Annotated in this window: 27 protein-coding genes and 1 pseudogene; 11 read left to right on the top strand and 17 right to left on the bottom strand. The window is 74.6% G+C overall.

What is annotated here, in order from left to right:
• Positions 1 to 200: pseudogene (locus BEP24_RS11535) on the top strand (hydroxyatrazine ethylaminohydrolase); the annotation flags it as partial.
• Between the two features lie 145 nt (positions 201 to 345).
• Here BEP24_RS11535 and BEP24_RS11530 read toward each other — a convergent pair.
• From BEP24_RS11530 to BEP24_RS11520, 3 genes are read right to left on the bottom strand one after another with little or no spacing between them, the layout of a single operon-like run.
• On the bottom strand, positions 346 to 1356 hold the full coding sequence (locus BEP24_RS11530; RefSeq protein WP_065963510.1) for an XdhC/CoxI family protein: 1011 nt from the start codon (positions 1354 to 1356) through the stop codon (positions 346 to 348).
• Positions 1356 to 4175: a molybdopterin cofactor-binding domain-containing protein gene (locus BEP24_RS11525; RefSeq protein ID WP_065963488.1), complete on the bottom strand. Its 2820-nt coding sequence runs from the start codon at positions 4173 to 4175 to the stop codon at positions 1356 to 1358. Before BEP24_RS11525 ends, BEP24_RS11530 begins: the two co-directional genes overlap by 1 nt.
• On the bottom strand, positions 4166 to 5017 hold the full coding sequence (locus tag BEP24_RS11520) for an FAD binding domain-containing protein (RefSeq protein ID WP_065963487.1): 852 nt from the start codon (positions 5015 to 5017) through the stop codon (positions 4166 to 4168). Before BEP24_RS11520 ends, BEP24_RS11525 begins: the two co-directional genes overlap by 10 nt.
• A 317-nt stretch (positions 5018 to 5334) precedes the next feature.
• Here BEP24_RS11520 and uraD point away from each other — a divergent pair, with 317 nt between their 5' ends.
• The 4 genes from uraD to BEP24_RS11500 are packed head-to-tail and all read left to right on the top strand — an operon-like array spanning position 5335 to position 7813.
• Positions 5335 to 5829: a 2-oxo-4-hydroxy-4-carboxy-5-ureidoimidazoline decarboxylase gene (gene uraD / locus BEP24_RS11515; RefSeq protein ID WP_065963485.1), complete on the top strand. Its 495-nt coding sequence runs from the start codon at positions 5335 to 5337 to the stop codon at positions 5827 to 5829.
• A complete protein-coding gene (uraH, locus tag BEP24_RS11510) occupies positions 5826 to 6158 on the top strand; it encodes a hydroxyisourate hydrolase (RefSeq protein WP_065963483.1) in 333 nt (110 codons plus the stop codon). The genes uraD and uraH overlap by 4 nt, the downstream gene beginning before the upstream one ends.
• A 5-nt stretch (positions 6159 to 6163) precedes the next feature.
• Positions 6164 to 7177 carry a factor-independent urate hydroxylase gene (gene pucL, locus BEP24_RS11505; protein ID WP_083230311.1) on the top strand — a complete coding sequence of 338 codons (1014 nt, stop codon included), beginning with the start codon at positions 6164 to 6166 and terminating at the stop codon, positions 7175 to 7177.
• A gap of 24 nt (positions 7178 to 7201) precedes the next feature.
• Positions 7202 to 7813: an NTP transferase domain-containing protein gene (locus tag BEP24_RS11500; RefSeq protein ID WP_253181669.1), complete on the top strand. Its 612-nt coding sequence runs from the start codon at positions 7202 to 7204 to the stop codon at positions 7811 to 7813.
• A 143-nt stretch (positions 7814 to 7956) separates the two neighbouring features.
• Here BEP24_RS11500 and BEP24_RS17110 read toward each other — a convergent pair whose 3' ends face one another.
• The 6 genes from BEP24_RS17110 to BEP24_RS11470 all read right to left on the bottom strand — a co-directional run bounded on the left by BEP24_RS17110 (position 7957) and on the right by BEP24_RS11470 (position 12137).
• Positions 7957 to 8532, bottom strand: coding sequence for a signal peptidase I (locus tag BEP24_RS17110; RefSeq protein WP_253181668.1), 576 nt, complete (start codon positions 8530 to 8532; stop codon positions 7957 to 7959).
• A gap of 89 nt (positions 8533 to 8621) precedes the next feature.
• Positions 8622 to 9500 carry a hypothetical protein gene (locus BEP24_RS17105; protein WP_065963477.1) on the bottom strand — a complete coding sequence of 293 codons (879 nt, stop codon included), beginning with the start codon at positions 9498 to 9500 and terminating at the stop codon, positions 8622 to 8624.
• Positions 9497 to 10030 (bottom strand): hypothetical protein, encoded by a 534-nt coding sequence (locus tag BEP24_RS11485; protein WP_083230309.1) that lies wholly within the window; start codon positions 10028 to 10030, stop codon positions 9497 to 9499. Before BEP24_RS11485 ends, BEP24_RS17105 begins: the two co-directional genes overlap by 4 nt.
• 44 nt (positions 10031 to 10074) lie before the next feature.
• Positions 10075 to 10623 (bottom strand): alternate-type signal peptide domain-containing protein, encoded by a 549-nt coding sequence (locus tag BEP24_RS11480; protein WP_065963476.1) that lies wholly within the window; start codon positions 10621 to 10623, stop codon positions 10075 to 10077.
• 459 nt (positions 10624 to 11082) lie between these two features.
• The gene (locus tag BEP24_RS11475) at positions 11083 to 11583 is read right to left on the bottom strand and encodes a GNAT family N-acetyltransferase (RefSeq protein ID WP_216093136.1); all 501 of its coding nucleotides are present in this window, start codon (positions 11581 to 11583) and stop codon (positions 11083 to 11085) included.
• Between the two features lie 2 nt (positions 11584 to 11585).
• On the bottom strand, positions 11586 to 12137 hold the full coding sequence (locus BEP24_RS11470; protein WP_065963474.1) for a TetR/AcrR family transcriptional regulator: 552 nt from the start codon (positions 12135 to 12137) through the stop codon (positions 11586 to 11588).
• A gap of 101 nt (positions 12138 to 12238) precedes the next feature.
• Between BEP24_RS11470 and BEP24_RS11465 the strand changes: the two genes are divergently transcribed.
• Complete coding sequence (locus BEP24_RS11465; protein WP_065963472.1) at positions 12239 to 12991, top strand: SDR family oxidoreductase; 753 nt, start codon at positions 12239 to 12241, stop codon at positions 12989 to 12991.
• A 43-nt stretch (positions 12992 to 13034) separates the two neighbouring features.
• Here BEP24_RS11465 and BEP24_RS11460 read toward each other — a convergent pair whose 3' ends face one another.
• A complete protein-coding gene (locus BEP24_RS11460) occupies positions 13035 to 13559 on the bottom strand; it encodes a hypothetical protein (RefSeq protein ID WP_065963470.1) in 525 nt (174 codons plus the stop codon).
• Positions 13560 to 13716: 157 nt separating this feature from the next.
• On the opposite strand from BEP24_RS11460, the gene pnuC reads away from it, so the two are divergent.
• Positions 13717 to 14382 carry a nicotinamide riboside transporter PnuC gene (gene pnuC / locus BEP24_RS11455; RefSeq protein ID WP_065963468.1) on the top strand — a complete coding sequence of 222 codons (666 nt, stop codon included), beginning with the start codon at positions 13717 to 13719 and terminating at the stop codon, positions 14380 to 14382.
• A 147-nt stretch (positions 14383 to 14529) separates the two neighbouring features.
• Positions 14530 to 15159 carry a TetR/AcrR family transcriptional regulator gene (locus tag BEP24_RS11450; protein WP_065963466.1) on the top strand — a complete coding sequence of 210 codons (630 nt, stop codon included), beginning with the start codon at positions 14530 to 14532 and terminating at the stop codon, positions 15157 to 15159.
• 112 nt (positions 15160 to 15271) lie between these two features.
• Here the strand turns inward: BEP24_RS11450 and BEP24_RS11445 are convergent, their stop codons facing one another.
• Together BEP24_RS11445 and BEP24_RS11440 are read right to left on the bottom strand one after the other, a co-directional pair.
• Positions 15272 to 16582 carry an ABC transporter permease gene (locus BEP24_RS11445; protein WP_141693444.1) on the bottom strand — a complete coding sequence of 437 codons (1311 nt, stop codon included), beginning with the start codon at positions 16580 to 16582 and terminating at the stop codon, positions 15272 to 15274.
• Positions 16579 to 17505, bottom strand: a complete 927-nt coding sequence (locus BEP24_RS11440; RefSeq protein WP_065963464.1) for an ATP-binding cassette domain-containing protein — start codon at positions 17503 to 17505, stop codon at positions 16579 to 16581. Before BEP24_RS11440 ends, BEP24_RS11445 begins: the two co-directional genes overlap by 4 nt.
• Before the next feature lie 100 nt (positions 17506 to 17605).
• Between BEP24_RS11440 and BEP24_RS11435 the strand changes: the two genes are divergently transcribed.
• Together BEP24_RS11435 and BEP24_RS11430 are read left to right on the top strand one after the other, a co-directional pair.
• Positions 17606 to 18028: a chemotaxis protein CheY gene (locus BEP24_RS11435; RefSeq protein ID WP_065963498.1), complete on the top strand. Its 423-nt coding sequence runs from the start codon at positions 17606 to 17608 to the stop codon at positions 18026 to 18028.
• Positions 18025 to 18339 carry a transcriptional regulator gene (locus BEP24_RS11430; protein WP_065963462.1) on the top strand — a complete coding sequence of 105 codons (315 nt, stop codon included), beginning with the start codon at positions 18025 to 18027 and terminating at the stop codon, positions 18337 to 18339. The genes BEP24_RS11435 and BEP24_RS11430 overlap by 4 nt, the downstream gene beginning before the upstream one ends.
• A gap of 133 nt (positions 18340 to 18472) precedes the next feature.
• On the opposite strand, the gene BEP24_RS11425 is transcribed toward BEP24_RS11430, so the two are convergent.
• Genes BEP24_RS11425 through BEP24_RS11410 form a run of 4 tightly spaced genes read right to left on the bottom strand, consistent with a single transcriptional unit; the run spans position 18473 to position 23373 of the window.
• Positions 18473 to 20134, bottom strand: coding sequence for a glycoside hydrolase family 13 protein (locus BEP24_RS11425; protein ID WP_065963496.1), 1662 nt, complete (start codon positions 20132 to 20134; stop codon positions 18473 to 18475).
• 53 nt (positions 20135 to 20187) lie between these two features.
• Positions 20188 to 21108, bottom strand: a complete 921-nt coding sequence (locus tag BEP24_RS11420) for a carbohydrate ABC transporter permease (protein WP_141693443.1) — start codon at positions 21106 to 21108, stop codon at positions 20188 to 20190.
• Positions 21108 to 22064 carry a sugar ABC transporter permease gene (locus BEP24_RS11415; protein ID WP_065963460.1) on the bottom strand — a complete coding sequence of 319 codons (957 nt, stop codon included), beginning with the start codon at positions 22062 to 22064 and terminating at the stop codon, positions 21108 to 21110. Before BEP24_RS11415 ends, BEP24_RS11420 begins: the two co-directional genes overlap by 1 nt.
• A 10-nt stretch (positions 22065 to 22074) precedes the next feature.
• Positions 22075 to 23373 carry an extracellular solute-binding protein gene (locus tag BEP24_RS11410; RefSeq protein WP_065963492.1) on the bottom strand — a complete coding sequence of 433 codons (1299 nt, stop codon included), beginning with the start codon at positions 23371 to 23373 and terminating at the stop codon, positions 22075 to 22077.
• Positions 23374 to 23507: 134 nt separating this feature from the next.
• Between BEP24_RS11410 and BEP24_RS11405 the strand changes: the two genes are divergently transcribed.
• Positions 23508 to 24716 (top strand): ROK family protein, encoded by a 1209-nt coding sequence (locus tag BEP24_RS11405; RefSeq protein WP_065963458.1) that lies wholly within the window; start codon positions 23508 to 23510, stop codon positions 24714 to 24716.
• A 200-nt stretch (positions 24717 to 24916) separates the two neighbouring features.
• On the opposite strand, the gene BEP24_RS11400 is transcribed toward BEP24_RS11405, so the two are convergent.
• On the bottom strand, positions 24917 to 25543 hold a 627-nt coding region (locus BEP24_RS11400; RefSeq protein ID WP_083230307.1), incomplete at its 5' end, for a glycoside hydrolase family 16 protein.

Below are 25543 nucleotides of genomic sequence, written 5' to 3'. Positions count from 1 at the left end.
GCGTGTGGGACGTCTCCGGGGTGGCGGACGCGGGGGTCGCCGACCCGGTCGCGGGGCTGCTCTGGGCGTCCCCGGGGCGGCGCCCGCGGCACGTCGTCGTCGGCGGGCGGGTGGTCGTCCGCGACCACCGGCTCGTGACCGGTGACGAGCGCGAGATCGCGGCGCGGCTGTCGGAACGGCTGGCCCGCACGCCCGTGTGAGGGCGCTCCCCGCGGAGTGGGTCGGTCGCGGGTTCCTCCCGGGACGGGCGCTGTGGGAGGTGGGAACGGGCGTCCCTGGTCGGACGGGACGACCGGGGACGCCCGGGACGACCGGGTACGACCGGGTACGCCCGGCTCCGCCCCGTCAGCCCGCGACGACCGCGTGCCGGTGGATCGGCCCCGCCCCGCCCGCGAGCGCACCGCCCGGGGCTCCCCGGCGCACGGCGACCACCTCCGCCATGACCGCGAGCGCCGTCTCGGCCGGGGTCTCCGCCCCGATGTCGAGCCCGATCGGCGACCGCAGCCGCTCGAGGTCCGGCGTCCCGAGCGCGACCAGCTCCGCGAGCCGCCGCTCGTGCGTCGCCCGCGAGCCCATCGCCCCGACGTAGCCGGCGCCGCGGCGGAGCGCCAGGTCGACCACCCCGGCGTCGAACCGGTCGTCGTGCGACAGCACCACGACGGCGGTCGTCCCGTCGATCGGCAGTCCCGCGAGCACGCGCGTCGGCCACCCCACGATCCGCTCGTCCGCCGCCGGGAAGCGCTCGTCGGTCAGGAACACCGACCGTGGGTCGACGACGGTCACCGCGTAGCCGAGCACCGCCGCCGCGTTCGTCACGGCGACGGCGGTCTCGACCGCGCCGACCACGACGCACCGGGGACGCGCGTCGGCCCGCTCGACGAAGACCCGGCCCCGGCACCCGTCCGGCGCGCTGACGACCGCACCCAGCGAGTCGGGTTCGAGGGAGAGCGCGAGCGACGTCGGCTCGCCCGAGGCCGCCCGCCGCAGGGCGTCGACCACGGGCTCGCCGGGGTCCACGCGGCGGACCAGGACCTCGACCCGGCCGCCGCAGCGGAGCGCGGGCGCCCAGACCGCGTCGGGCCCGGCGGCGTCCGGGTCCTCCGCGTCCGGGTCGGCGTCGAAGCCGAACCGCTCGAGCACCGGCACGCCGTCGTCGAGCACCTGCCCGGCCGTGACGAACAGGGACCCCTCGACGCACCCGCCGGAGATCGTCCCGACGACCCCGCCGCCCGGCAGGACCGCCATCGACGTCCCGACCCCGCTGGGCGCGCTGCCGGACATCGCGACGGCCGTCGCGACGACGACGGGGTCGCCGTGGTCGAGGACGGCCAGGAGGCGCGGTGCCAGTTCGAACATCACGCACCTCCGACGTCGGTCGCGTCCGGCGACGCCTGCTGCACGAGACGCCAGACCCGGTCCCGCGTCATCGGCAGGCGGTACGGCCGGACGCCGAGGGCGTCACGGACGGCGTTCGCGACCGCCGGGGCGACCGGGTTGTAGGGGGCCTCGCTCATCGACTTCGCGCCGAGCGGCCCGAGCGGGTCGTGCGTCGCCGCGAAGAGCACCTCGGTGCGGGGCACGTCGGAGATCTTCGGGACGCGGTACGACCGGAACGCGTCGGTCGTGACCCGGCCCTCGTCGTCGAGCACGACCTCCTCGTACAGGGTCGAGCCGATCGCCTGCGCCGCGCCGCCCTCGACCTGCCCGCGGAGCTGTTCCGGGTTGAGGACCGTCCCGGCGTCGACCGCCTGCACACTGTGCAGGACGCGGACCTCGCCGGTGGGGCGGTGCACCGCGACCCGGGCGCCGTGCACCGTGAAGGCCAGGGACCGCGGCGTGCCGTCGTGGCTGCCGTGCGCGACGAGGGGTCCCTCGGCCAGGAGCTCGGCGTGCCCGACCACCTGGTCGCCCACCCGCACGCCGTCCGGGAGCACGGCGACCGCCGGGCCGAGCGGGCCGACCGCGGTGCGGGGCGTCCGGGCTGCAACGATCGTCAGCGCGCGTGCCGTCATCTGCTCGTGCAGGTCCAGCGCGGCCGCGTACAGCGCCTTGCCCGCGACGACGACGCCGGCCGACCCGAACGCACCGGTGTCGTACCGGGCGGCGTCGGTGTCGGACTGGTGCACGTCGACCCGGTCCGGGGTGGTGCCGAGGGCGGTGGCGACGAGCTGCGTGTGCACGGTCGTCGTGCCGTTGCCGAACTCGGCCGTGCCGACTCCGATCCGGTAGCGGCCGTCCGCGGTCGCCTCGACCGAGGCGTGGGCGTGGTGGCCCCGCGGCGGCATCGTGGCGATCGCGGCGAGGGCGACCCCGGTGCCGAACGCCCAGTCGCCGGTGCCTGCCGGTGCCGTGCCGTCCGCTGCCGCGCGGTCGAGCGGCGGCCCGTCCATCGCGGGGACCTCGGGCAGGGGTGCGCGGAGGGCGTCCTCGACCAGGTCGAGGCACTGGTCGAGGCCGTAGCTGCCCTCCCACCGGAGGTCGTCCTCCTCGTCCGGGTCGGTGACGACGAGCGGGTCGCCGGGCACGACCACGTTGCGCCGCCGGAGCTCGAACGGGTCGAGGTCGAGCTCGCGGGCCAGCTCGTCCATCGCCGACTCGATCGCGAACACCACCTGGCCGAGGCCGTACCCGCGGAACGCCCCCGACGGCAGGTTGTTCGTGTAGACCGACTCCGCGTCGACGCGCTTCACCGGGCAGCGGTACACGGCGACGGACTCGCTCACCGAGTGGAACATGACGCCGACGCCGTGGTTGCCGTACGCGCCGGTGTCCATCACCTGGTCCACGTGCATCGCGGTCAGGCGGCCGGAGCGGTCCGCGCCGAGCCTGACCCGCACGCGCATCGGGTGCCGGGTCGGCGCGATCGTGAACTCGTCCCGGCGGCTGAACTCGTACTGCACGGTGCGGCCGGTGCGGAGCACCGCGAGCGTGACGAGGTCCTCGGTGAGCATCTCCTGCTTGCCGCCGAACCCGCCGCCCACCCGCTTCGCGACCACGCGCACCCGTGCCGGGTCGAGACCGAAGACGTGCGCGATCTCGTCCCGCACCAGGAACGGGACCTGCGTGGCGGTCCGCAGCACGAGCCTCCCGTCCCGGTCCAGCGTCCCGCGGGTCGCGTGCGTCTCGAGCGCGGCGTGCGAGACGCGACCCGTCGACCACGTGCCGTCGACCGTCGCCGCGGACGCGGCGAGGGCGGCCTCGAGGTCCCCGGTCCCGCCGTGCAGGGCGGCCACGACGTTCCGGTCCGGCTCGGCGATGCGGTGCTCGGCGGTGGTCTTGTCGGCGTGCAGCAGCGGTGCCCCGGGGCGCCGGGCGGCGTCGACGTCGTGCACGCTCGGCAGGACCTCGTACGCGACGCGCAGCAGGGCGCACGCCTGCTCGGCGGTCCGGACGCTCTCGGCGACGACCGCCGCGACCCGCTGCCCGCGGAACCGCAGCACCGTGTCGAACACCCGGGTGTCGTCGGGGTCGTCGAGCCGGGACTCGTGCCGGCCGGTGGAGAACAGCACGCCCGGGTCGTCCCGGTGGGTGAGCACGGCGTGCACGCCGGGCAGGGCCTCGGCGGCGCTCGTGTCGATCGCGGTGATGCGGGCGTGCGGGTGCGGGCTGCCGAGGACCGCGAGGTGCAGGAGCGCCTCGGTGCGTCGGACGTCGAGCGTGTACTCCTCGGCACCCGTCACGATGCGCATCGCCGCGGGGGCCGCGACCGACGTCCCGACGGCGTCCCCGGCGCTGGCGCACGCGGTGTTCCGGACCCCGTCGAGGGCGTCCTCGATCGCGCGGTACCCCGTGCAGCGGCAGATGTTGCCCTTGAGCGCCCGGTGCCGGTCGGCGAGCTGGTCGTCGTCGAGCGCCGCGGCCGTGACGACGTACCCGGCCGTGCAGAAGCCGCACTGGAACCCGGGGGCCTCGGCGAAGGCGCGCTGCACGGGGTGCGGGTGCTCCGCCGTGCCGAGGCCCGCCGCCGTCGTCACCGTGGCGTCCGCGAGCCGGTGGGCCGGGGTGATGCAGGCGTGCACGGGGACGCCGTCGAGGAGCACCGTGCAGGCGCCGCAGTCACCCGCGTCGCAGCCCTTCTTCACCGCGGTGACACCGTGTTCGCGCAGGAGCGTGCGGAGGACCTGCCCGGGCTGCGGGGCCACGTCGAGCGTGTGCCCGTCGACCGTCAGCTGCACGACGCCACCCCCTCGGTGCCGCCGGGAGCGGAGGCCCGGGTGTCCGCCGCCGCCTCGTCCCGGAGCTCCTGTGCGGCACGGGTGGCGACGGCGCGGCGCCAGTCCGGCGAACCGTGCGGGTCGTCGTACCAGTCGTCGTGGCCACCGACCGCGGCGTCGACCGCGGCGCTGCTCGGCACGTGGTCCCAACGGAGCACGAGCGGCCGTGGGGTCGCCGCGGTCACGACGAGGACGAACCCGTCCGCCGTCCACCGCGCGGTGACGAGCGCCCCGGAGCGCCCGTGCGGGCTGAGTGCCACCCGTCGGTACCCGGTGCGGGCGACGAGGGCCGCGACCGGCACCTCGAACGCGCGGATCACCTCCTGCGGGGCGAGCGCGACGGTGCGCACACCCGTGACCAGGTCGGCCACGGGGGTGCGTCGCTCCCCGCCGTCGGCCGTCCACACCACGGCGACGGCGTCCAGGGTGGCGAGCAGCGCCGTGATCGCGCCCGCGGGGAGGGCGACCGCGACGTTGCCCCCGACGGTCGCGGCGTTCCAGACCTTGAACGACGCGAGCAGGGCGTTCGCGCACCGGTCGACGAGCGGCCACGCGGTCCAGGCCGGGTCCGGCTCGGCGCGGAGCAGGGACGCGATCGTGCAGGTCGCGGCGATCGTCAGGGTGTGCCCGGACCGTTCGAGGTCGGGCCACCCGAGGGCGGTGAGGTCCACCAGGCCGGTCAGCCCGGGTTGCTCCTCGGAGAAGAGCCAGGTGCCACCGGCGAGCGGGCGGTCGCCGGTGGTCAGCCGGAGGTCGGAGCGGTGCGTGGGGGTCCGCACGGCGCGGACGGAGACGAGGTCCAAGGGGTGGTCCGATCGCGAGGGGTCGACGAGGGGCGGGAGCGGGGTCCCGGTCGTCGTCCGTGCGCGATCATCCCGCGGGACCAGGCGGTCGTGGGCACGGCGGTGGTGGTGTTCGCTCGCACGGTCGCCTCCTCGGTGCCGGTCGTGTCGTGGGGTGGGTCCGCCGCGCGGTGGATCCGCCACGCGGTGTGTCGTCACCGTACGGAACGGGTGTTTCAGCGGTGTGACGGGCCCGCGACGAACGGCGACCGGGTCGGGCGACGAGTGGTGACCTGCCGGAGACCTCCCCGAAACACGGCGGTGCGACGCTTCGGGACATGGAGATCACCGAGTTCGACGCCCTCGACGACGGGGCCGCACGTGCGGTCGTCGCGGCGTGGGCGCCGGTCCCGCGCTGGGTCGGTGCCGTCGTCGCCGGCCGACCGTACGGCGCCGTGTCGGCGCTCGCCGAGGCCGCCGACGCCGCCGCCCGCACCTGGACCGACGACGAGGTCGCCGCGGCCCTGGCCGACCACCCCCGCATCGGCGAGCGCCCGACCGGGACGGACGCCGCAGCCCGGGCCGCCCGGACCGAGCAGGCTGCCTCGGCGGACCGGGACGACGCCACGACCGCGGCGCTCCGGACCGGCAACGCGGCGTACGAGGAACGCTTCGGCCGGGTGTTCCTCGTCCGTGCCGCCGGCCGGACGGCGCCCGAGGTCCTCGCCGAGCTCGACCGGCGGCTCGGGAACGACGACGTCACCGAACGCGCGGAGGTCGCCGACGCCCTCCGGGACATCGCCATGCTCCGACTCGGGAGGACCGTCGCGTGAGCCACCTCAGCACCCACGTGCTCGACACCACGCACGGCCGCCCCGCCGCGGGCATCGCCGTGACCCTCCGCGACGCCGGGCACGTCGTCGTCGCGGCGGACACCACCGACGCCGACGGCCGGGTCGCCGACCTCGGGCCGGACCGCCTGGCACCGGGGGAGTGGACGCTGTCGTTCGCCACCGGCGCCTACTGGTCGGCCCTCGGCACGGCGGCGTTCCACCCGCGCGTCGACGTCGTCGTCACCGTCCGCGAGGACCCGGCGGACGGGCACCTGCACGTCCCGCTGCTCCTCAGCCCGTTCGCCTACTCCACCTACCGAGGGAGCTGACCCCCATGACCGACACCACCACCAGCACCGTGCCGACCGCCACCGCCCCGGCGGACCCCGACGCGGTGCCGGCCGGCCCCGACGCCGCGTCCGCCGCCGCCACCACGGCGACGACGGTGCACCTCGGCGCCAACCAGTACGGCAAGGCCGAGGTCCGGCTCGTCCGGGTCACCCGCGACACCCCGCGGCACACCATCGAGGACCTGACGGTCACGACCCAGCTCCGCGGCGAGGCCCTCGCCGACTCGTACACCGACGGCGACAACGCGAAGGTCGTCGCCACGGACACCCAGAAGAACACCGTGTACGCCTTCGCCCGCGAGCACGGCGTGCACAGCCCGGAGGAGTTCCTGCTCCGCCTCGGCCGCCACTTCACCACGGCGTTCGACTGGTACGACGGCGCGACGCTCTCCGCCGAGCAGCACGCCTGGGAACGCATCGTCGTGGACGGTGCCGAGCACGACCACGCGTTCGTCCGCGCCGGTCGGGGGACCCGGACGGCCGTCGTCCAGGTCGACGGCGAGGACGTGCACGTCCTGGCCGGTGTGACGGACCTGACGGTGCTCAAGTCGACCGGCAGCGAGTTCCACGGGTTCCCGCGCGACGGCTACACGACCCTGGCGGAGACCGACGACCGGATCCTCGCGACCTCGGTGACCGCGCGGTGGCGGTACACGCCCGAGGCCGTCGCCGCCGGGATCGACTACGACGCCCGGTACGCGGGCGTGCTCGACGAGATGCTCGCGGTGTTCGCCGACCTGCACTCCCTCGCCCTGCAGCAGACGCTGTTCGCGATGGGCCGCGCCGCGATCGAGGCCTTCCCGGAGATCGCCGAGGTGCGGTTCGCGATGCCGAACAAGCACCACTTCCTCGTCGACCTGGCCCCGTTCGGGCTCGAGAACCCGGGTGAGGTGTTCTTCGCGGCGGACCGCCCCTACGGCCTCATCGCCGGGACGGTCGTCCGCGACGGCGTGGCCGAGGCACCGGCCGCCTGGGCGACGGTCCCCGGCTTCGTGTGAGCCCGGACGCGGACGGCTGACCCCGTGACCGGCGGGCACGTGGCGGGGCTCCTCCTCGCCGCGGGTGCCGGGTCCCGGATGGGGACCCCGAAGGCGCTCGTCCGCTCGGCGGACGGCAGGCCCTGGGTCGAGCGCGCGGTGACGACGCTCGTCGACGGCGGGTGCGACGAGGTGGTCGTCGTGCTCGGCTGCGCCGCCCACGAGGCACGGGCCCTGGTCCCGCGGTGGGCCGTCGTCCGCACCGTGGTCGCGCCGGACTGGGCGACGGGGGTGAGCGCGTCGCTCGCGGCCGGCCTCGACGTGCTCTCCGCCGCCCCGGCACCGCGCGGTGCGGCGACGGCCCTGGTCTCCCTCGTCGACCTCCCGGACCTGCCCGCAGCCGCGGTGGACCGCGTGGTCGGCGACGCCGGAGGTCGTCCCGACGCCGTGCGCCGCGCGGCCTTCGGTGGCCGACCCGGTCACCCGGTGCTCCTCGGTCGCGCGCACTGGTCCGGTCTGCTCGCGGCGCTCCGCGCGTCCGCGGGGTCGGCTGCCGTGGCGGACCGCGGGGCCGGGCCGTACCTGGCCGCCGTCGGAGCCGAGCCGGTCGACTGCGGTGACCTCTGGGACGGACGCGACCGCGACCTCCCGTCCTGACCGTCCCGACCCGGCCGGGAGGCGCGGTGCCGGTCCGTCGGACCGCTCGCCGTCCCGTCGGCCGGGGCCGGGAGGCGCGGTGCCGGTCCGTCTGATCGGTCGCCGTGCCGTCGGCGCGGCCCGGGAGGCGCGGTGCCGGCCGGTCAGGCCGGCAGCCGCCGCGACGGGTCGCCGTCGGTCGCGCGTCGCCGGCCGCGCCGCCGTCCGGACCGACGCCGCCGGACCTCCGTCACCACACCCGTGACGACCTGCACCAGGCCGTACGCGATCAGGACCACGGCCGCCGTGGGCAGGAGCCAGCCGCGCTCGCGGTTCACGGCCTGGCTCGCCCACCCCACGCCGGGCACGCTGTACCAGACGACGCCCCGCACCTGCGCGCCGAGGACGGGCGGGTCCGCCTCGGCGTTGGCGTCGCCGCGGACCGTGAACGTCCGGCTGCCGTCCGACGCCGTCGTGACCGCCACCACCCGGTGACTGGTCACGGCGGGGTCGCCCGACACGGGCTGGTAGGTGACGACGTCACCCACCCGGACGTCCGCGAGCGGGGTCGGCCGCACCACGAGCAGCGTTCCCGGCGGCAGGGTCGGCTCCATCGACCGGGTCAGGACCGTGAGCGGGACGGACCCCGTCACCCTCGGCACGACGACCACCGCGACGGCGAGCGCCGCGGTGACCAGGAGGATGCCGACGGACAGTCCGGTCCCGACGGCACGGAGCACCGCCCGCCATCCGGTCCGACGCGGGGACCGACCTCCGGTCGCGCGGCGGATCGGTGGTCGACCGTCCGCCGTCCGGATCCGGAGCGACGTCACGACCCGCACCGGATCCGCGGCCCGTCGTCCCGCTGGAACAACGTGACCGTCCCGCTCGCCACGACGGTGTCGGTCGGCTGTCGGGCGGAGTCGAGGACCCGGACCACCACCGTCTGCGTGCCGCTCGTCGCGACCGGACGCACCTGCTCCGGCGCGATCGTGGTGGAGCCGGAGTAGCCCTGCGCGACGGCGCCCACCATGGTGCCCTGGACGAACGCGCCGTACCAGGTGTCCGTCGGGCGGTCGGCAGTGGGCCACGTGACCGTCACGTAGTTGTCGTTGTCGCTCGTGCACCCCATCGCCGGGACCGCCGCCGCCGTCGTCAGGGTGAAGGTGCCCCGGGCCGGTGCGGACCGCCAGGACCCCGTGGTCGTGGTGAGCGTGAGGACGACGTCCGCCCGGCTCGACGCGGGGGCGTCCGGTCGTGGGGTGCTCCGGGTGCACCACACGGCGCTCGACCGGGCGCCGAGCGACGACGACATGCTCGGCAGCGCCGCCCAGGTCCCCGACACCGACCCGGCACCGACGGCGGCGGCGTCCGTGCAGGCCGCCGCCGAGGACACCGGCCACGCGACGACGTCGACGGCCGCGGCGAGGGCGGCCGTCGTCCCGGACGCGGTCGACACCGTGGTGGCGGTGGTGCCCGCGAGGGTGCCGGCGTTCGTCAGCGTCACCGGCCGGGTGGTCGGGGTGGAGCCGGACGACGCGACGCTCATCGCGTCGGTGCCGCTGATGCCGGCGACGAGCGTGCCGACCGTGGTCCGCGAGCTCGTCGCGCCGCTCGCGGTCCAGAGCGCCCAGGCGGCGGACGGACCCACGACGACGAGGACCACGCCGAGGACCACCGCGACGACGGTGCGCAGCCGGACGGTCACGGGGCGACCTGCGTGCCGGTGACGGTCAGCGTGAAGTCGGTGACGGCCCCGGTCACGCTCTGCGGGGCGTCACCCGCCAGGGCGACCTCGACGCAGGCCGTGCTGCTCGCGCCCGGGGACACCGTGAGGAGACCGCTCCCGGTGTCGAACGTGCCGAGGGCACCGCTCGTGCCGCGGAGCCCCGCCCGACACGCACGGGACGACGTGACCGGTGCCAGGGTCACCCGTTGCGCACCGAGCACGACGGCGGCGGTGGTGCCGGCCGACGAGACCCGCGACGCGGTCGTCGCGACCCGGATCGCGAGCGGGACGGTGCCGGTGTTGCGGACCGCGAAGGACCCGACGGTGCTCGATCCCGGGCCGAGCACCGTCGCACCCGTCCCCGACAGCTGCGAGACGGTGAGGGTCGCGGTGCCGGACCGCACGGTCGCACCCGCCGTACCGGCCGAGTCGGTGAGCAGGGCGTACGTCCCGCCGGTCCCGGCCAGCGCCGCGGCGACCCCGGCCACGAGGACCAGGGTCGCGCCCACCGGTCTCCCGTGCCGGGGGCGTGCGCGGTGTCGACCGGTCACGGTCAGACGGTGACGGGTCGCTGCTTCAGGGTGAAGGCGAGCCCGCCGACGTCGAGCGTGCCGCCCTGGCCCGTCGTCGCCGACTCGGGCAGCGCGATCGTGAAGACCACCTGCACGGTCGCCGTGCCGCTCGTCGGCCGGACCTCGAACGTGCCCGGGGAGGTCTCCGTGATCGACGTGCTCGACGACGTCACCGACAGGGTCTTCGTCGTCGCGGCGAGCAGGTCGGCGTCCCCGGTGATGCTCTGCGGCGCGTACGTCAGGTCGGCGACGAGGTCGTTCCCGGTCGCGTCGATCGCGAGCGTCTGCGTGAACCGGTAGGTGTTGCCCGGGACCATGAGGACCTGCGCGGGGTCGATCGACGCCGACCGCCCCTTCGTGACGTCGGTCCAGGCGCCGGCGTCGGCGGTGCGCAACGAGAGGGTCCCGGAACTGATCCGCGCGGCCGCCGTCGAGGCGTCCGCGTTCCAGAGGGCGAAGGTGCCGGCACCGCCCAGGAGGAGGGCGACGCCGACCGCGCCGGCGATGGTGCCGGTGACGAGCTTGTGCATGTTCGATCCGTTTCCGCGCAGCGTGCAGCGCTCCAGCCCGCGCACGGGTGTCGGGTCGGTTGCGCGGGGACTCGTGCCTTCCGTCGCGCTGTGGGAGGCGGGACGCGGCTGGCCGGTGCCGGGCCGTCCGACGGGGCTCCGGAGCGCAGGGACGCTCGGGCGTGTCGGGACGTGCCAGGGCCGAACGTACCGGTCTGTCCCCGGTTCGTCCGGAAGAACATGCACATGCATCCACCCCAGAACGGGGGACAGTCGTTGTCGGTGACATGGCCGACAGCGGTGTACCCCGGCAGCAGGGCGGTGTGGGACGCCGTCGCTGGAGCGCATCGCGGCGTGGTGCACCGCCCGCCTGGTCGAGTCGGCACTCTGGTCGGTGTCCCGGGGTGCGCACGACGACGGCGCGGACGCGGTGTCCCGTGCAGCGCTGACGGTGCGGCTCGTCGACTGAGCGGGCGACCCTCAGTCGGTGCCCGCGGTGTCCACCAGGGTCTTGCGGTACCAGCGGTCGGAGTACGGGTCGTCGCTGAACGCAGCCACCTGCTCGTAGCCCGCACGCTCGTACATCGCGCACGCCTCGACGAGCTCGGCCCGGGTGTCCAGTCGGATCGTCGTGGTCCCACGGTCCCGGCAGACCCGTTCGACGGCGGCCACGAGCGCGCGACCCGTGCCGTGCCCGCGGTGTCCCGGCAGGGTGAAGACCTTCGTCAGCTCGGCGACGTCGCCGAGGAACCGCGCTCCGGCGCAGCCCACGGCCCGGTCGTCGTCGACCGCCACGAGCAGCACACCGGAGTCGCCGTGGAGGTCGGCCGCTGGTTCCTCGACGAGAGCACGGTCGACCTCGTCCACCGTGGCCGGGCGCCCGTACCACCGCGACGCGACGTCCTCGAGGTAGGTGCGCACGATCGCCACCGCGAGCGGCGACGCCGGGTCGACCGCGCGGATCCGGGGCCCGTCGTGCACGGTCACCGTCGGGGGAGCCCCGCCACGAACGCGGCGACGACCGCCCGGGCGTCCACGGGGGCGACGTCGGCGACCCGGTAGAGCAGCAGTGCGTCGACGAGTCCCACGAGGTCGACGGCTCGTCGGTCGACGTCCGCCGCGCCGACGGCCACCAGGAGGGTGCGCGCGACCGCGACCAGTGCCTCCCGGGCGGGGTCGTCGCCGGTCAGCGTGGTGCGGAGGTCGTCGTCCCGCAGGTCCACGAGCAGGGCGAGCCGTGCTGCCTGGGCGTCGGCGCGAGCCGCCAGGCGGTCGAGGAACCCGAGGGCGATCGCCACGACCGCGTCGTCGTCGGGGACCGGCGGGAGCACCAGGTCGGAGAGGTCGACGGCGAGCTGGTCGGTGATCCGGTCGACGACCAGCGCGGTGAGGTCGCGACGGGTGGAGGCGTAGTACGAGGTCGACCCCGGTGGCACCGCGGCCTCCTGGTCGACGGCACGGTGGGTCAGTGCGCGACTGCCGCCGCGGGCGGCGAGCCGGATGCCGGCGTCCGCGAGCTCCTCACGGCGTCCCATGCGCGTCCCTCCTCGTCGGTCTCATCGTAGGGTCCTCTACACGTGTAGTGTCCTCTACGGATGTAGTGGACATTCGACCGGAGTGCAATGAGGGGAACGCGATGCGCGCAGTGGTGATCGGCGGGGGCGGGTCCGGACGAGCGATCGAGCGGGCGATCGCCGCCCGGGGCTGGGAGGTCGTGCGGCGCTCCCGGTCGACCGGGTTCGACGTGCTGCGGGACGACGTCGCCGCGCTCCTCGACGGTGCGGACGCGGTGGTCGAGGCGGCCGGGCGTGCCACCACGAGCAGGCGGGTCGCGACGGACTTCTCCACCCGCTCGACCCGGGCGGTCGGTACTGCCGCGGCCCGGACCGGTGCGCACCACGTGCTCCTCTCGATCCACGGGTGCGAGCGACCGGCCGTCCAGGGGTACGGGTACTTCGCGGGGAAGGCGGCGCAGGAGGCGACTGCCGCCCGCACCGGCTCCCGCCTGACGGTCGTGCGGTCGACGCAGTGGTTCGAGTTCGCCGCACAGAACGCCGGGCGGCTGCGCGTGGGGCCGGTCGCGCTCGTGCCGGGCATGACGATCGCGCCGGTCGCCCTCGACGCGGTGGCGGGCGTGCTGGCCGACGTCGTCACGGGTGTCCGCGCGGGTCCCCGGGTCGACGTCGCCGGGCCGGACGTCACCACGCTCTGGGCCCTGACGCGCGCGGTGCGACCGGCTGGGGTGCTGCCGGTGCCGTTCCGGATCCCCGGGGCGCTCGGTGCCGCCTTCCGCGGCGGCGCGCTGCTCCCGGACGAGACCGCCGAGGTGGTCGGGCCGTCCGTCGCCGAGTGGATCGCCGTGCCCGGCCGGGTCGGGAACCGGGCCTGACACCGAGCCGACCCCGCGCTGGGCGACGGGTGGAGGAGGCGGCTCAGTCGGTCGCGCCCCGCGGCGGCTCGACGAGCAGCCCGACGCGGTCCCGCAGGTAGGCGTCGAGCGGCACCGTCCCGGCCGCCGGGGACCACCGCACGACGGGCTCGTCGTCGACGACCGCGAGCACGCCGTCACCGTCGACGAGGGACCGGTCGAGGGGGATCGGCACCGCCCCGTGGTTGACCGTGTCGCCCTCGGGGAAGTGCCCCTTCGCGGCGGCGGCCCGGTAGGCGCGGCGCACCTCCGCCGAGACCGACACGAACTGCGACCGCCCCGGGTCGGTGACGCGGGTGATGCGCCCCGTGGCCCAGACCCGGCCGGCGGTCTCGTCGGTCGAGCCGAGCAGCAGCGCGCCGACGCGCCACACCCGACCGAGCGACCGGATCGTCGGCTCGCGGCGGATGCCGAGCACGGCGCGCGGCTCGACGTACTCGCCCAGGGCCTCGTCCTGGACGGCCGCGGCGCGCAGGCGGACGGCCGCCTCGTCGAGCAGGTCCCGCGCCCGTTGCACCCCGTCCGTCACGTCGCCCGAGCCTAGACCGGGACGCCCACGCGGGGCCGGGCGGCCGTGGACGGCGACGCCCGGCGCGGGTCCGGACCGGGGCGTCACACGGGGTCGCGGCAGCCCGGAATGCGCGGTGACCCCCTACCGTTGGCCTGTCCGGAGACGAGGAGGGCCCGTGGGCATCGTGCGGTGGCTGTTCGACGCGCAGCTCGTGATCGGCGACCAGACCGTGCTGTGGCGCGAGGTGATCGGCAACCTGTTCGGGCTGGCGAGCGCCCTCGGCGGCATGCGGCGCCGGGTCTGGGCGTGGCCGGTCGGCATCCTCGGCAACGCCCTGCTCTTCACGGTCTTCATGGGGGCGCTGTTCGACACCCCGAACCCGGTGAACCTGCTCGGCCAGGCCGGGCGCCAGGTGATGTTCATCGTCGTGAGCGTCTACGGCTGGTACCGGTGGACGCACCGCGCGGACGAGGCGACGACCGTCGTCGAGCCGCGGTGGGCCTCCTGGCAGACCCGCGGCCTGCTGGTCCTCGCGCTGGTGGGCGGCACCGCGGTCCTGACCCCCGTGTTCCGCGCCCTCGGCTCGTACGAGCCGGTGTGGAGCGACGCGTGGATCTTCGTCGGCTCGCTGCTCGCCACCTACGGGATGGCGAAGGGGTGGGTCGAGTTCTGGCTGGTCTGGGTGGCCGTCGACCTGGTCGGGGTGCCGCTGCTGTTCTCGGCGGGGTACTACGCGTCCGGGCTGATGTACGTCTTCTACGGCGCGTTCACCCTGACCGGCTTCTTCGTGTGGATGCGGCAGCGCGTCCGCCCGTCGGCCGCACCCGTGACGCTCGGCTGACGAGGCGGCGGGCGAGCCCGTCCGGCCGGCCCGGCCGGCCCGGCCGGCCCGGCCCGGCCCGGCACACCGGCCTCGCCGGGCCGACCTGGCGACTGGCCCCCGCTCGGGGTCGCGACAGCCGGCGCCCGGATGCGGTGGACTGTCCTCATGGACGACCTGCAGGCGACGCCCGTCGACGACGGCGTCCTCGCCGACCGCGTCGTCCGGAGCGCGATCCGCGCCTACCGGCTGTACCCGTTCGACCAGGTCGACACCGCGGCGGTCGCCGACACGTGCGGGGTGACCGTCGAGGACGTCCGACGCGTCTTCCCGAGCTGGGACGCCCTGCTCCTGGTGACGTACGACCGTTGGGTGCAGCTGCGCGGCACCGGTCGGTCGCAGCCGGCCGCGTGCACCGTCGACCACGTGCGGCGCTCGCTCGCCGAGGACGTGGCCGACCCGGGGCTCGTGCGGCTGCTGGCCGGCGTCGTCAACCTGGCGTCGTCGGAGTGCGACTTCGGCGAGCTGTTCCGCGCCCGCTTCGACGAGTACGTCGGCGAGGTCGCGCACGGCCTCGAGTTCGACGTCGTCCGCGGGATCGAGCAGCTCGGCATCCCGGCGCACCAGGCGGCGACGCAGCTCATCGCGGTCTACCAGGGGCTCCAGGTGCAGATGCTCGTGCGGCCCTACCTCGACGTGCTCGTCGAGTTCGACCGCATGATCCGCACCGTCCGCGCCGGGTGGCGCGAGCAGGAGCCGGCACCCTGGGACCTCGACGCGGCCCCCGTCCTGGGCTGAACCCGTCCTGGGCTGATCGGCGACCGGGGTCGCCGCCTGGCACCCGGCGCCCGACTCCCGGCGCCCGAGCACCGGCACCCGACCACCGGGACGCTCCCCGGTGTGGGCCGGCCTACCGGCCTCGCCGCCCCGGCCGCATCGCGAGCACCTGCCGCAGCGTCACCTTCGACCCGTACTGCGCGACCGAGTGCCGGAACAGGTGCTCGGCGGCCCACAGCAGCACGGCCGCCACGACGAACACCTCGACGACGGCCCCGACCGACTCGGCGACCGACAGCGTCCCGACCGCGTTCCGCACCATCGCGGTGATCGGCGTGAACGTCGGGAACCACGTGAAGAACGCCGCCACCGGGGACGTCGGGGTGGTCGCCACGAAGAACGCGGCGTAGAGCGGCACGACGAGCGCGAAGATCGCCGCGGACTGCAGCGTCGAGGCGTCCTTGATCGAGGGGACCGCGGCACCGACGGCGACGAAGAGCCCGGACGCGAGCAGCACGCCACCGACGAGCAGCAGCGCGCCCACCACCATCCGCCACGGGTCGACCGTGAGCCCGCCGAGCCGCGGCGCGACGAGGGGGAGCGCGACGAGGGCGACGACGAGCCCGGGGACGACGACGACCCCGACCTGCACCAGGCCGACGAGGAGCATCGCCACGACCTTGCCGCGGATGAGCTGTCCGGCGGTCACGGTGGTCAGGACCATCTCGGAGATCCGGTTCTCCTTCTCCTCGACCACCACCGTCACCATGCGGGTGGCGAGCAGGACGACGAGTCCGAAGAACGCGACGACGTAGAGGAACGGCGGCACGATCGACAGCCACCCGGGGGCCTCCCGGCCGTCCGACCAGGTCGTGAGCTCGGTGTCCGGCGGCGAGCGGAGGAGCGAGACGGCCTCGGGGTCGTCGACCGATGCGGCCACGCTCCGTTCGAGCACCTTCTCGGCGAGGGTCGCGTACCCGCCGTTCTCGAACAGGCCGCGGTCGGCGCCCTGCAGGCGGATCGGCGCCGACGAGGGTGTGCGGGGGTACTCGACGAACAGGTCCAGCGTCCCGGCGCGCACGGCGGCGCGGTCGGCGGCCGGGTCCTCGGAGGGGGAGCCGCCCCACTCCGCGGCCACCGACGCCGACACGAGCCCGGAGTGGTCGACGTAGTGGAAGGGGGTCCGCGCGGCGGCTGCGCTCGACGACGCCGAGTCCGTCCCGGCGGCCTGGCCCACCCCGACGAGCAGTGACACGACCACGACGACGAGCGGCAGGGCCAGCGTGCCGATCCAGAACGCGGGCTTCCGCACGGCACGTACGAACTCGAAGCGGACCACCGTGCGGAGCACACCGGCGCGGCCGCCGCCCCGGCCGCCGCCCCGCGATCCGCGCATCCCGTCCGCCGCGCGCGCGTCCACGGCCCGGCGTCCTGCCCGGCTCACGCCGCCGCCTCCGCCTCGGTGCCGGCCCCGTGCCCGTACACCTGCACGAAGACCTCGTCGAGGGGGACCCGCCGCATCGCGAAGCCCGTCACGTGCGCACCCGCGGCGACGAGCGCGGCGAGCACGTCGGAGCCGTCGGGTGCGGCTGCGGCGGTCGGTGCGAGGTGCGCGACGTGGCCCTCGTGCCGGACCAGCCGGTACAGCGGGGACGGCGGGACGGGTCCGTCGAGCGCGACCTCGGCGACCGCGCCGCCGAAGGCGTCCTGCACGTCGGGCACGGATCCGTACGCGGCGGCCCGACCGTCCTTGAGGAGGAGGATCCGGTCGCACAGCCGCTCGACCTCGTCCATGTGGTGGGTCACCAGCACGACGGTCGCGCCGTCCGCCTTCCGCTCGTCGACCAGGTCGAGGAGGAGCCGGCGGTTCACCGGGTCGAGGCCCTTCGTCGGTTCGTCGAGCACGAGGAGCCGCGGGCGGTCCATGATCGTGATGCCGAGCTGCACCTTCTGCTGCTGACCGCCGGAGAGCCGGTCGACGCGGACCTTCGCCCGGTCGCCGAGGCCGACGCGCTCGAGGAACCCGGTGCTCCACGCGGTCGCCTCGGCCCGCACGAGCCCGCGCAGGACGCCGAAGTACGTCATCACGTCGAGCACCGACTCCTTCCGGTACAGGCCGCGCTCCTCGGGCAGGTACCCGACGCCGCCGGTCGCCGGTCGGAAGGGCTGGCCGTCGATCGTCAGCGTCCCGCTCGTGGGCGTGGTGATGCCGAGCAGGGCCCGGATCGTCGTGGTCTTGCCGGAGCCGTTGCTGCCGAGCAGCCCGAAGGTCTCGCCCGGCGCGACCGCGAAGGTCAGGCCGTCCACCACCGTCCGGTCCCCGAACCGCACGACCAGGTCCCGCACGTCGATGGCAGCGCCGCTCATGCCGCGAGCCTAGCCGGGCACCACCGACGCGCCACGGCATGGAAACCACTTGCCAAGATGGAAAGTACGTGCCAGGGTGGAGACCGGAGAGGGGAACCACATGACCGAGATCCAGCCCGCCGAGGCCCGAGCGCTCCTGGCGCAGGCCGACCGCATCGCCCGCCGCGCGCACGACGGGGTCCGGTGGCCCTACGTCGCCTTCATCGTCGCGCTCGGCGCCGCGACCTCACTCGGGACCTTCGCGATGGGCCTCAGCGAGGGCCGCGCGTTCGCCGCCGCCTACGTCGGCACCATCGCGGTGGTGCTCGCGCTCGTCCTCTGGTTCACCGCCGCGATCCGCGGGCGCTCCGCCTTCGCCCGGGGGCGTCGCTGGACCGGGTACATCGCGGCGTGGACCGTCACCTACGGCGCGTCCATCGCGGTCGTCGCGTGGGTGCACGGCTCGGTGCTGTGGTCCGCGGTGACCTCGGGCGCGGTGCTCGTCGTCACGCTCGCCTGCGCTGCGCGGGAGTCCCGGTCGTGACCGTCACGTCGGGCACGCACCCGCGGCACCGGCTCGACGACCTGCTGCAGAACCCGGTCCGGTTCTCGGTCGTCGCGGCGCTCGACCGCGCCGGCACGCTCGGCTTCCGCGAGGTCCGCGACGCCGTGGAGGTCACCGACTCGGCGCTGAGCAAGCAGGTCAGCGCGCTCGAGGCCGCCGGGTACGTGACCGTCGGCAAGGCCTTCGTCGGCAAGACCCCGCGGACGTCGCTCACCCTGTCGCGGGCGGGCCGTGCCGCCTGGCGGTCGCACCTGGCGGCGCTCCGCGAGATCGCGGACCCGTCCGCCTGAGCGGGCGGGTCCGTCCGGCCGGTCGAGGTGACCCAGGACGGGCGGGTCCGCCCGGTCCGTCGACGCGACCACTGGACGGACGGGAGGCGCGGTGCCTGCCCGCACCGCGCCTCCCGTCCGCCTCCCGGTCCCGTCAGGAACGCAACCAGGCGGTCCCCACCCCCGACAGTGCGCCGTCTGCCACCGGCGCGGAGGCGAGCAGCAGCTCGCCGGCGGGGAGTGCGTACGGCTCGTCGCCGAACACCGTCACGCTCGTCCACCCGTTCGGGCGGCGGAACGCGAGCACGTCGTCGCGGCCGGTCTCGATCCACTCGAGGTGCTCCTCGGTCTGGAGTTGGCCGCGCAGGCCCAGGGCCTTCCGGTACAGGTTCAGCGTCGAGTCCGGGTCGGCGTCCTCGGCCTCGACCGACGAGTCGGCGAACCACGCCGGCTGCGGCAGGTGTGCGCCGCCCGAACCGAAGCCGAACGACGGCCCCGAGCGGGTCCACGGGATCGGGACGCGGCAGCCGTCACGCCCGACGTCGACGCCCGGGTTCCGGAAGAACGCCGGGTCCTGCCGCTCGGCGTCGGGGATGTCGCCCACCTCGTGCAGGCCGAGCTCCTCGCCCTGGTACAGGTAGGCGGAGCCGGGGAGCGCGAGTTCGAGCAGCGTCGCAGCCTGGGCCCGCCGGAGCCCGAGCGCACGGTCGAGTGCGTCCTGCGAGCCGCCGGCCAGCAGCCACGCGGCGCCCTGCTTCTGCTCGTCGCCGTCCCGGGCGGGGAGCGCGTAGCGGGTGGCGTGCCGGACGACGTCGTGGTTCGAGAACACCCACGTCGTCGACGAGCCGGACTGCTCGGCGAGGCCGAGGTTGAACTCGATGACGCTCCGGAACTGCCCGGCGTCGAAGTCGGCCTCGAGCAGGTCGAAGTTGAACGCCTGCCCGAGCCCCTCGGCGCTGGCGTACCGCGCACGGCGGTCGGCGGCGACCCAGGCCTCGGCGACCGCGGTGCGAGCGGGGGTGTACTCGTCGAAGACCTGGCGCCACTCGGCGTAGACCTCGTGCACGTCGTCACGGTCCCACAGGATGTGCGAGCCGTCCTTCGGCGCCGCGGTCACCTCGGCCCAGGTCGGCAGCGGACCGTCGGGCAGGTCCTTCGTCAGGCCGTGGGCGACGTCGATCCGGAAGCCGTCGACCCCGCGGTCCGACCAGAAGCGCAGGGTGTGCAGGAAGTCGTCGCGGACCTCCCGGTTCGCCCAGTTCAGGTCCGGCTGCTCCGAGGCGAAGTTGTGCAGGTACCACTGGCCGTCGCCGACCGCGGTCCACGCCGGGCCGCCGAAGATCGACACCCAGTCGGCGGGTGGCTGCTCGCCGGACGCGCCGGTGCCGTCGCGGAAGACGTACCGGTCCCGGGCCGGGCTGCCCTTCGGCGACGCGAGGGCCTCGCGGAACCAGGCGTGCCGGTCGCTCGTGTGGTTCGGGACGACGTCGACGATGACGCGGATGCCGGCGGCGTGCAGCGCCCCGACCATCTCGTCGAAGTCGTCGAGCGTGCCGAGCCGCGGGTCGACGTCGCGGTAGTCGTCGACGTCGTAACCGCCGTCGGCGAGGGCGGACGGGTAGAACGGGCTGAGCCAGACGGCCTCGATCCCGAGCGACGCCAGGTAGGGCACCCGGCTGGTCACGCCCCGCAGGTCGCCGATGCCGTCGCCGTCCGCGTCGGCGAAGGAGCGGGGGTAGACCTGGTAGACGCTCGCCTGGCGCCACCAGGTCTCGTCGGTGGTGGCCGCAGCGGGCTGGGCGAGGGTGTCGGTCACGATGGTCCTTCCGTGGTTCGTGGTCGTCGGTGCGGGGTTCGTGGTGGTGCTCGTCACTTGATGGCGCCCTGGGTCACGCCGGCCATCACCCAGCGCTGCGTCACGAGGTAGACGATGATCGCCGGCGCCATCGCCATCAGGTACGACGCGAACGAGACGTTGTAGTTGTTGCTGAACTGCGTCTGGAACATCTGCTGGAGCACCGGCAGGGTCTGCAGTGCCGGGTCCGAGGTGATCAGCGACGGCATCACGAAGTCGTTCCACGACGCCAGGAACGCGAAGATGCCGACCGTGGCGCTCATCGGCGCGAGCAGCGGGAACACGAGCCGCCAGAACACCTGCCCGGTGCTCGCCCCGTCGATGCGTGCACTCTCCTCCAGCTCCGCCGGGATCGAGCGCAGGAAGGCGGTGAAGAGCAGCACGCTGAAGGACAGCTGGAACATGACGTGCAGGATCGCGACGCCGAAGGGGTTGTCGAGGCCGGCGAGCCCGGTCAGCTTCACCTGGGACAGCGCGAGCACCGGGAACGGCAGGAACATCGCGGCGAGCAGGTAGAAGAACGACCAGCGGAAGAGCCGGCGGTCCCAGTTCCGGGCGATCGCGTACGCCGTGAACGACGCGAGCAGGATCGTGCCCGCCACGGTGATCGCGGCGACGAGGACCGAGACGCCGAACGCCCGCGGGAAGTCGGTGAGCTCCCACGCCTGCACGAAGCCGTCGACGCTGAACGGTGCCGGTAGCGAGAACGCGTTGCCGTCGACCGCCTGGCCGGTCGTCTTGAACGCCATCGCCACCGTGACGTACAGCGGCACGAGCACGGACAGCGTGCAGACGACGAGCAGGATCGTGACGGGCCAGTTGGACCGTCCGCCGCGACGACCGGCGGCCCGGCCACCGGCGTTCCGGTCGGCGTCGACGGAGCGGATCGAACCGGTCGCGGTGGTCCCCGGTCGGAGGGGTGCCTGGAGGGACATCAGAGCGCTGCCTTCCCGCGGGTGGCCCGCAGCTGGATCACGGCGATGACGACGGCGATCACGAAGAAGACCGTCGCGTTCGCCATCTGGTAGGCGTAGTCCCCGCCGCTGAAGCCCTTGAAGATCGACATCGCGACGCTCGTGGTCGAGGTGCCGGGACCACCGTCGGTCAGGCCGACGATGATGTCGTACGAGTTCAGGAAGTTCTTGAACCCGATGACGAGGTTGATGAGGATGTAGCCCGCGGTCAGGGGTGCCGTGATCGACACCAGTTGCCGCCACGCGCTCGCGCCGTCGAGCGCGGCGGCCTCGTACACCTCGCCGGGGATCGACAGGACGCCCGCGATGTAGATGAGGAGCGTCGACGGGATCGCCTGCCACGCGGTCACGACGACGACCGCGACCCACGCGAGGTCCGGGTTCGCGAGGATGCTCTGCTCGAGCGGTGCGAAGCCCAGCGTGGTCGCCAGTGCCGGCAGTGAGTTCGCGAACAGGAACGAGAACACGTACGCGATGACGATGCCCGAGATCACCATCGGCAGCACGAACACCGCCCGCAACGCGATCTTCCCGCGCACCCGCGAGGTCAGGGCGATGGCGAGCAGGAACGCGATCGCGTTCACGACGAGCACGGTGACGAGCGAGAACCCGATCGTGAACAGGTACGCCTGCAGGATCGCCGGGTCGGAGAACAGCGCGACGTAGTTCGTCAACCCGGTGAACCGGAACTCGCCGAACCCGACCGAGTCGGTGAAGCTCAGCACGATGCCCATCACCGCTGGGAGCGTGATGGCGAGCGTGAAGAGCACCAGGGTGGGGACGAGGAAGAGCAGGAAGGGCGGGTCGACCCGCTGCTTCCGGCCGGCGCCGGCCCGCCCGGACTGGAGGCGCGGTGCGGTCCCGCCCCGTCGGCGGCGGCCCGCCGTCGTGACGGCTTCGGTGGTCGTGGTGGCCAAGGTCGTCTCCTTACGCGGCCGTGCGGAGCGCGAGACGCGCCCAGTCGCCGTCGAGGGTGCGGAGTTGCGGAGCGGGGGCACCGCCGAAGGCGATGGACTGCAGGTAGTTCGCCACCGGGATCTCGGCGGGGATGAGCTGCGAGGCGCCGAGCGAGAACCGTGCGGCGTCGTAGGACGCCTGCATGCCCTGCAGGGCCGGGTTCGCCGCGGGCGGGGAGTCCTTGCGGACGCCGAACCCGTTGTTGTCGGCGTTGTACCGGTCGTTGACCGCGGGGCTCATCAGGAACGACAGGAACTCGCGCGCGGCCTCCTGCTTGCGCGACGCCTCCGGGATCCAGAGCCCCAGGTCGACGTTCACCCGCACCTTGTTGTCGGCGGGGTCGTCGGTCGCGGGGAACGGGAACGTGCCGAGGTCGATGTCCTTGTTCGACTTCGCGATCTCGCCGAGCGCCCACGGCCCCTGCAGGTACATCGCGGCCTTCCCCTGCGCGAACGCGAGGTTGCCGTCGCCGTACCCGCGGCTCGCGGCGCCCTCCTGGTGCCACTGCAGCAGGTCGACCATGCGGTCCACCGGTGCGGCGAAGTCCTTCTCGAACGACACACTCGAACCCCGGCCGACCGAGGTGCCCTCGCGGTCGAGCGCGGCGAAGGTCTCCTGCAGGTCGAGCATGCCGCCGACCGAGTAGTCGAACATGCCCTGCGCGATCGTCCAGTTGTCCTTGTACGTGCCGTACATCGGCGTGATGCCGGCCCGGACGAGCCGTTCGCACACGTCGCGGAACGCACTCCAGGTGGTCGGTACCTCGAGGCCCTGGTCGGCGAAGATCCGCTTGTTGTAGATCACCGACGCGGCGGTCACCGAGTAGGGCAGGACGCTCGTGCGGCCCGGGTACGTGGCGGTCTGCTGCATGAGCGGCCACAGGTCCGGGTTGATCGTGTCCTTCTCGGGCAGGTCGGACAGGTCCGTCAGGGCGCCGTGCTCGACGAACGAGACCATCGCGTAGTTGTGGTTCAGGCACCCGAGGTCCGGCGGTCGGTTCCGGACGAAGTTCGCCGACATGTTCGAGGTCGAGTCGCGCACGACCCGGATCCTCGACTGGCTGTCGTGGAACGTCGCGATGACGTCGTCGAAGTAGCCGATGACCTCGGGCTTCGACACGTAGAAGGTGATCGTCTCGGGGCGGCTGCTCGAGGACCCGAGCGGGGCGCACCCGGCGAGCGCGAGGCCCGCCCCGATGCCGCCGGCCCCGAGCAGGAACCCGCGGCGGCTGACCGCTGCGGCGCTCCTGGTGGTGGCGTCTGCTTGCACGTCGTCTCCGTCCGTCCGGATCGGCGTCACTGCCGTCCCGGGTGTCGCGTCCGGCGTCGGTGCCGGCTCACGGGAGTAAATCTACCCAGAAAATCTAATCGCGCAAGCAACTGTTCCGACGGTAGGGTCGGCGCATGCCACCACGTCGTGCGACCGTCCGCGCCACCAGCGCCGAGACGGTCCTGGCGTACGCGTTCGACGCCGAGGCGTTCACCGCGACCGAGGCGATCGACGCCACCGGCCTGACCCGCTCGACCGTGCTCGGGGCGTGCGCCGAGCTGGTCCGGCTCGGGTGGCTGCGCGACCTCGACGACGCCCGGGCCGCCGGCGAGTACCAGAAGGGGCGTCCGGCCCGTCGGTACGCGCTCGACCCCGACGCCGGTGTCGTCGTCGGCGTCGACGCCGGGCAGCACCGCGTCGCCGCCCTCGTCGCGGACCTGCGCGGCACCGTCCTCGCGCGGGCCGAGGGAGCGCTCGGCGACACGGGCCTCGACGTCCCGGTGCGCCTCGGCGTCACGGCCGACACGATCGCGACGGCGCTCGCCGGTGCCGGGGTCGACCCGGAGCGGGTGCTCGTCACGGTGGTCGGCGTCCCGGCGCCCGTCGACGCCACGGGTGCCTCACCGGCCGACGGCGGCTTCTGGGACGCGATGAACCCCGGGTTCCGCGGCGTGGTCGGGCACGGACGCGTCGTCGTCGAGAACGACGCGAACGCCGCCGCGCTCGCCGAGCGGCCGTCCTCCGGCGACGCCTCCTTCGCGGCGCTGCTGTCGGGGGAGCGCTTCGGCGCCGGGCTCGTGGTCGACGGGTCGTTGCTGCGCGGCGCACGCGGCGGTGCCGGCGAGCTCCGTGTGCTCGACCTGGTGGACGGCGTGGGGTCGTCGAACGGCATCGGCCGGACCGCCCGCGACCTCGTCCGCGCAGCACGCGACGCCGGACGGATCGGCCCCGGGTCCCTGCTCCACGCCGGGGTCTCCGCCGACGGCGAGACCGGGCCGGGCGCCGCCGAGGTGTTCGCCGCCGCCGCGCTCGGCGACCCGGTCGCGCTCGAGGTCGTCGACCGGCTCGGGGACCGCCTGGCCCGCGTGTGCGTCCTGCTCGCCAGCCTGCTCGACATCGACCGCGTGGTCGTGGCCGGCGCGATCGCCGAGGCTGCCTCGGGCGTGATCGACCGTGCGCGGGCGCACCTGGCCGCGTGGGCGTACGACCCGACGCCGGAGGTCGTGGCCTCCCGGCTCGGCGGCGACGTCGTCGTGCTCGGGGCGCTCGCGTCGGCGCTCGACACCGTGCGCGCCGACCCGCTCGGGTTCCCGCTGCCGGCACGGACCGCCGCCGCGGTCTGAGCGCGGCCACGCCGCGACGTACGGCTCGCTGCTGTCCGGCGACACCCTCGCTGTCGWWCGACAGCGGGGGTGTCGTTCCGCGACCGCGACCGCGCCCGCGACCGCGACCGCGCCCGCCGGGGCCGTGTCGCGACGGACGGGAGGCGCGGTGCCGGCCGGCACCGCGCCTCCCGTCCGTCAGGTGGTGCGGACGACGCGCGTCACTCGCTCGTGGCGACCCAGTCGACGAGCAGGTTGCCGGACGCGCCCCAGTTGCCGGTCTGGAACATGAAGCGGTGCGCGGTCGTGGGGACGTCGTGCGTGATCGTCTCGAGCACGCGGCCGTCGACGCTGTACGTGACGGACCGCCCCGGCTCCCACTGCACCGTGTAGGTGTGCCAGTCGCGCCACGAGACGCCGCTGTCGACCTGGGTGCGCTCGGCCTCGCGACCGGGCGTCATCGCGTGCTGGAACGCCTGCGGGCGCTCCTCGAAGTTGCCCTCCGGGAAGTCGATCTCGCCGTCGGACCAGACGTTCGAGCTCGGCCACAGCATGAAGGCCGCGCCGTTCCCGTCGCCGCCCGTCGCCTTCGCGCGCACCGAGAAGGTGCCGCCGACGTGGCCCCAGGCGCCCGCGAGGGAGCCGAACGTGCCCGCGGTGCCGGCACCACCGAGCGGGACGTCGAGGACGCCGTCGTGCACCGAGACGGTCCTGCTCGGCTCGTAGATGCCGGACGTGCCGTCCGGGTAGGGCTGCCACGCCTGCGGGTACGTCGACGCGACCCGGCCGACCGCTGCCTGCGTGTCGAAGTCCTCGACGAAGGACAGTGCGGGCGGGCGGGTGTCGTC

The organism is Curtobacterium sp. UCD-KPL2560 (assembly GCF_001705035.1).
Classification (GTDB): domain Bacteria; phylum Actinomycetota; class Actinomycetes; order Actinomycetales; family Microbacteriaceae; genus Curtobacterium.
Note: the sequence above shows the minus strand (reverse complement) of the source record. Positions and strands in the feature narration are given on the sequence as shown.

Coding starts and splice junctions, on each gene's coding strand:
- BEP24_RS11405 (WP_065963458.1), top strand. CDS start 23,508: ATGCCACCACGTCGTGCGACCGTCCGCGCCACCAGCGCCGAGACGGTC.
- pucL (WP_083230311.1), top strand. CDS start 6,164: ATGACCGACACCACCACCAGCACCGTGCCGACCGCCACCGCCCCGGCG.
- BEP24_RS11435 (WP_065963498.1), top strand. CDS start 17,606: ATGACCGAGATCCAGCCCGCCGAGGCCCGAGCGCTCCTGGCGCAGGCC.
- BEP24_RS11450 (WP_065963466.1), top strand. CDS start 14,530: ATGGACGACCTGCAGGCGACGCCCGTCGACGACGGCGTCCTCGCCGAC.
- BEP24_RS11440 (WP_065963464.1), bottom strand. CDS start 17,505: ATGAGCGGCGCTGCCATCGACGTGCGGGACCTGGTCGTGCGGTTCGGG.
- BEP24_RS11420 (WP_141693443.1), bottom strand. CDS start 21,108: ATGTCCCTCCAGGCACCCCTCCGACCGGGGACCACCGCGACCGGTTCG.
- BEP24_RS11530 (WP_065963510.1), bottom strand. CDS start 1,356: ATGTTCGAACTGGCACCGCGCCTCCTGGCCGTCCTCGACCACGGCGAC.
- BEP24_RS11465 (WP_065963472.1), top strand. CDS start 12,239: ATGCGCGCAGTGGTGATCGGCGGGGGCGGGTCCGGACGAGCGATCGAG.
- BEP24_RS11470 (WP_065963474.1), bottom strand. CDS start 12,137: ATGGGACGCCGTGAGGAGCTCGCGGACGCCGGCATCCGGCTCGCCGCC.
- uraD (WP_065963485.1), top strand. CDS start 5,335: ATGGAGATCACCGAGTTCGACGCCCTCGACGACGGGGCCGCACGTGCG.
- BEP24_RS11480 (WP_065963476.1), bottom strand. CDS start 10,623: ATGCACAAGCTCGTCACCGGCACCATCGCCGGCGCGGTCGGCGTCGCC.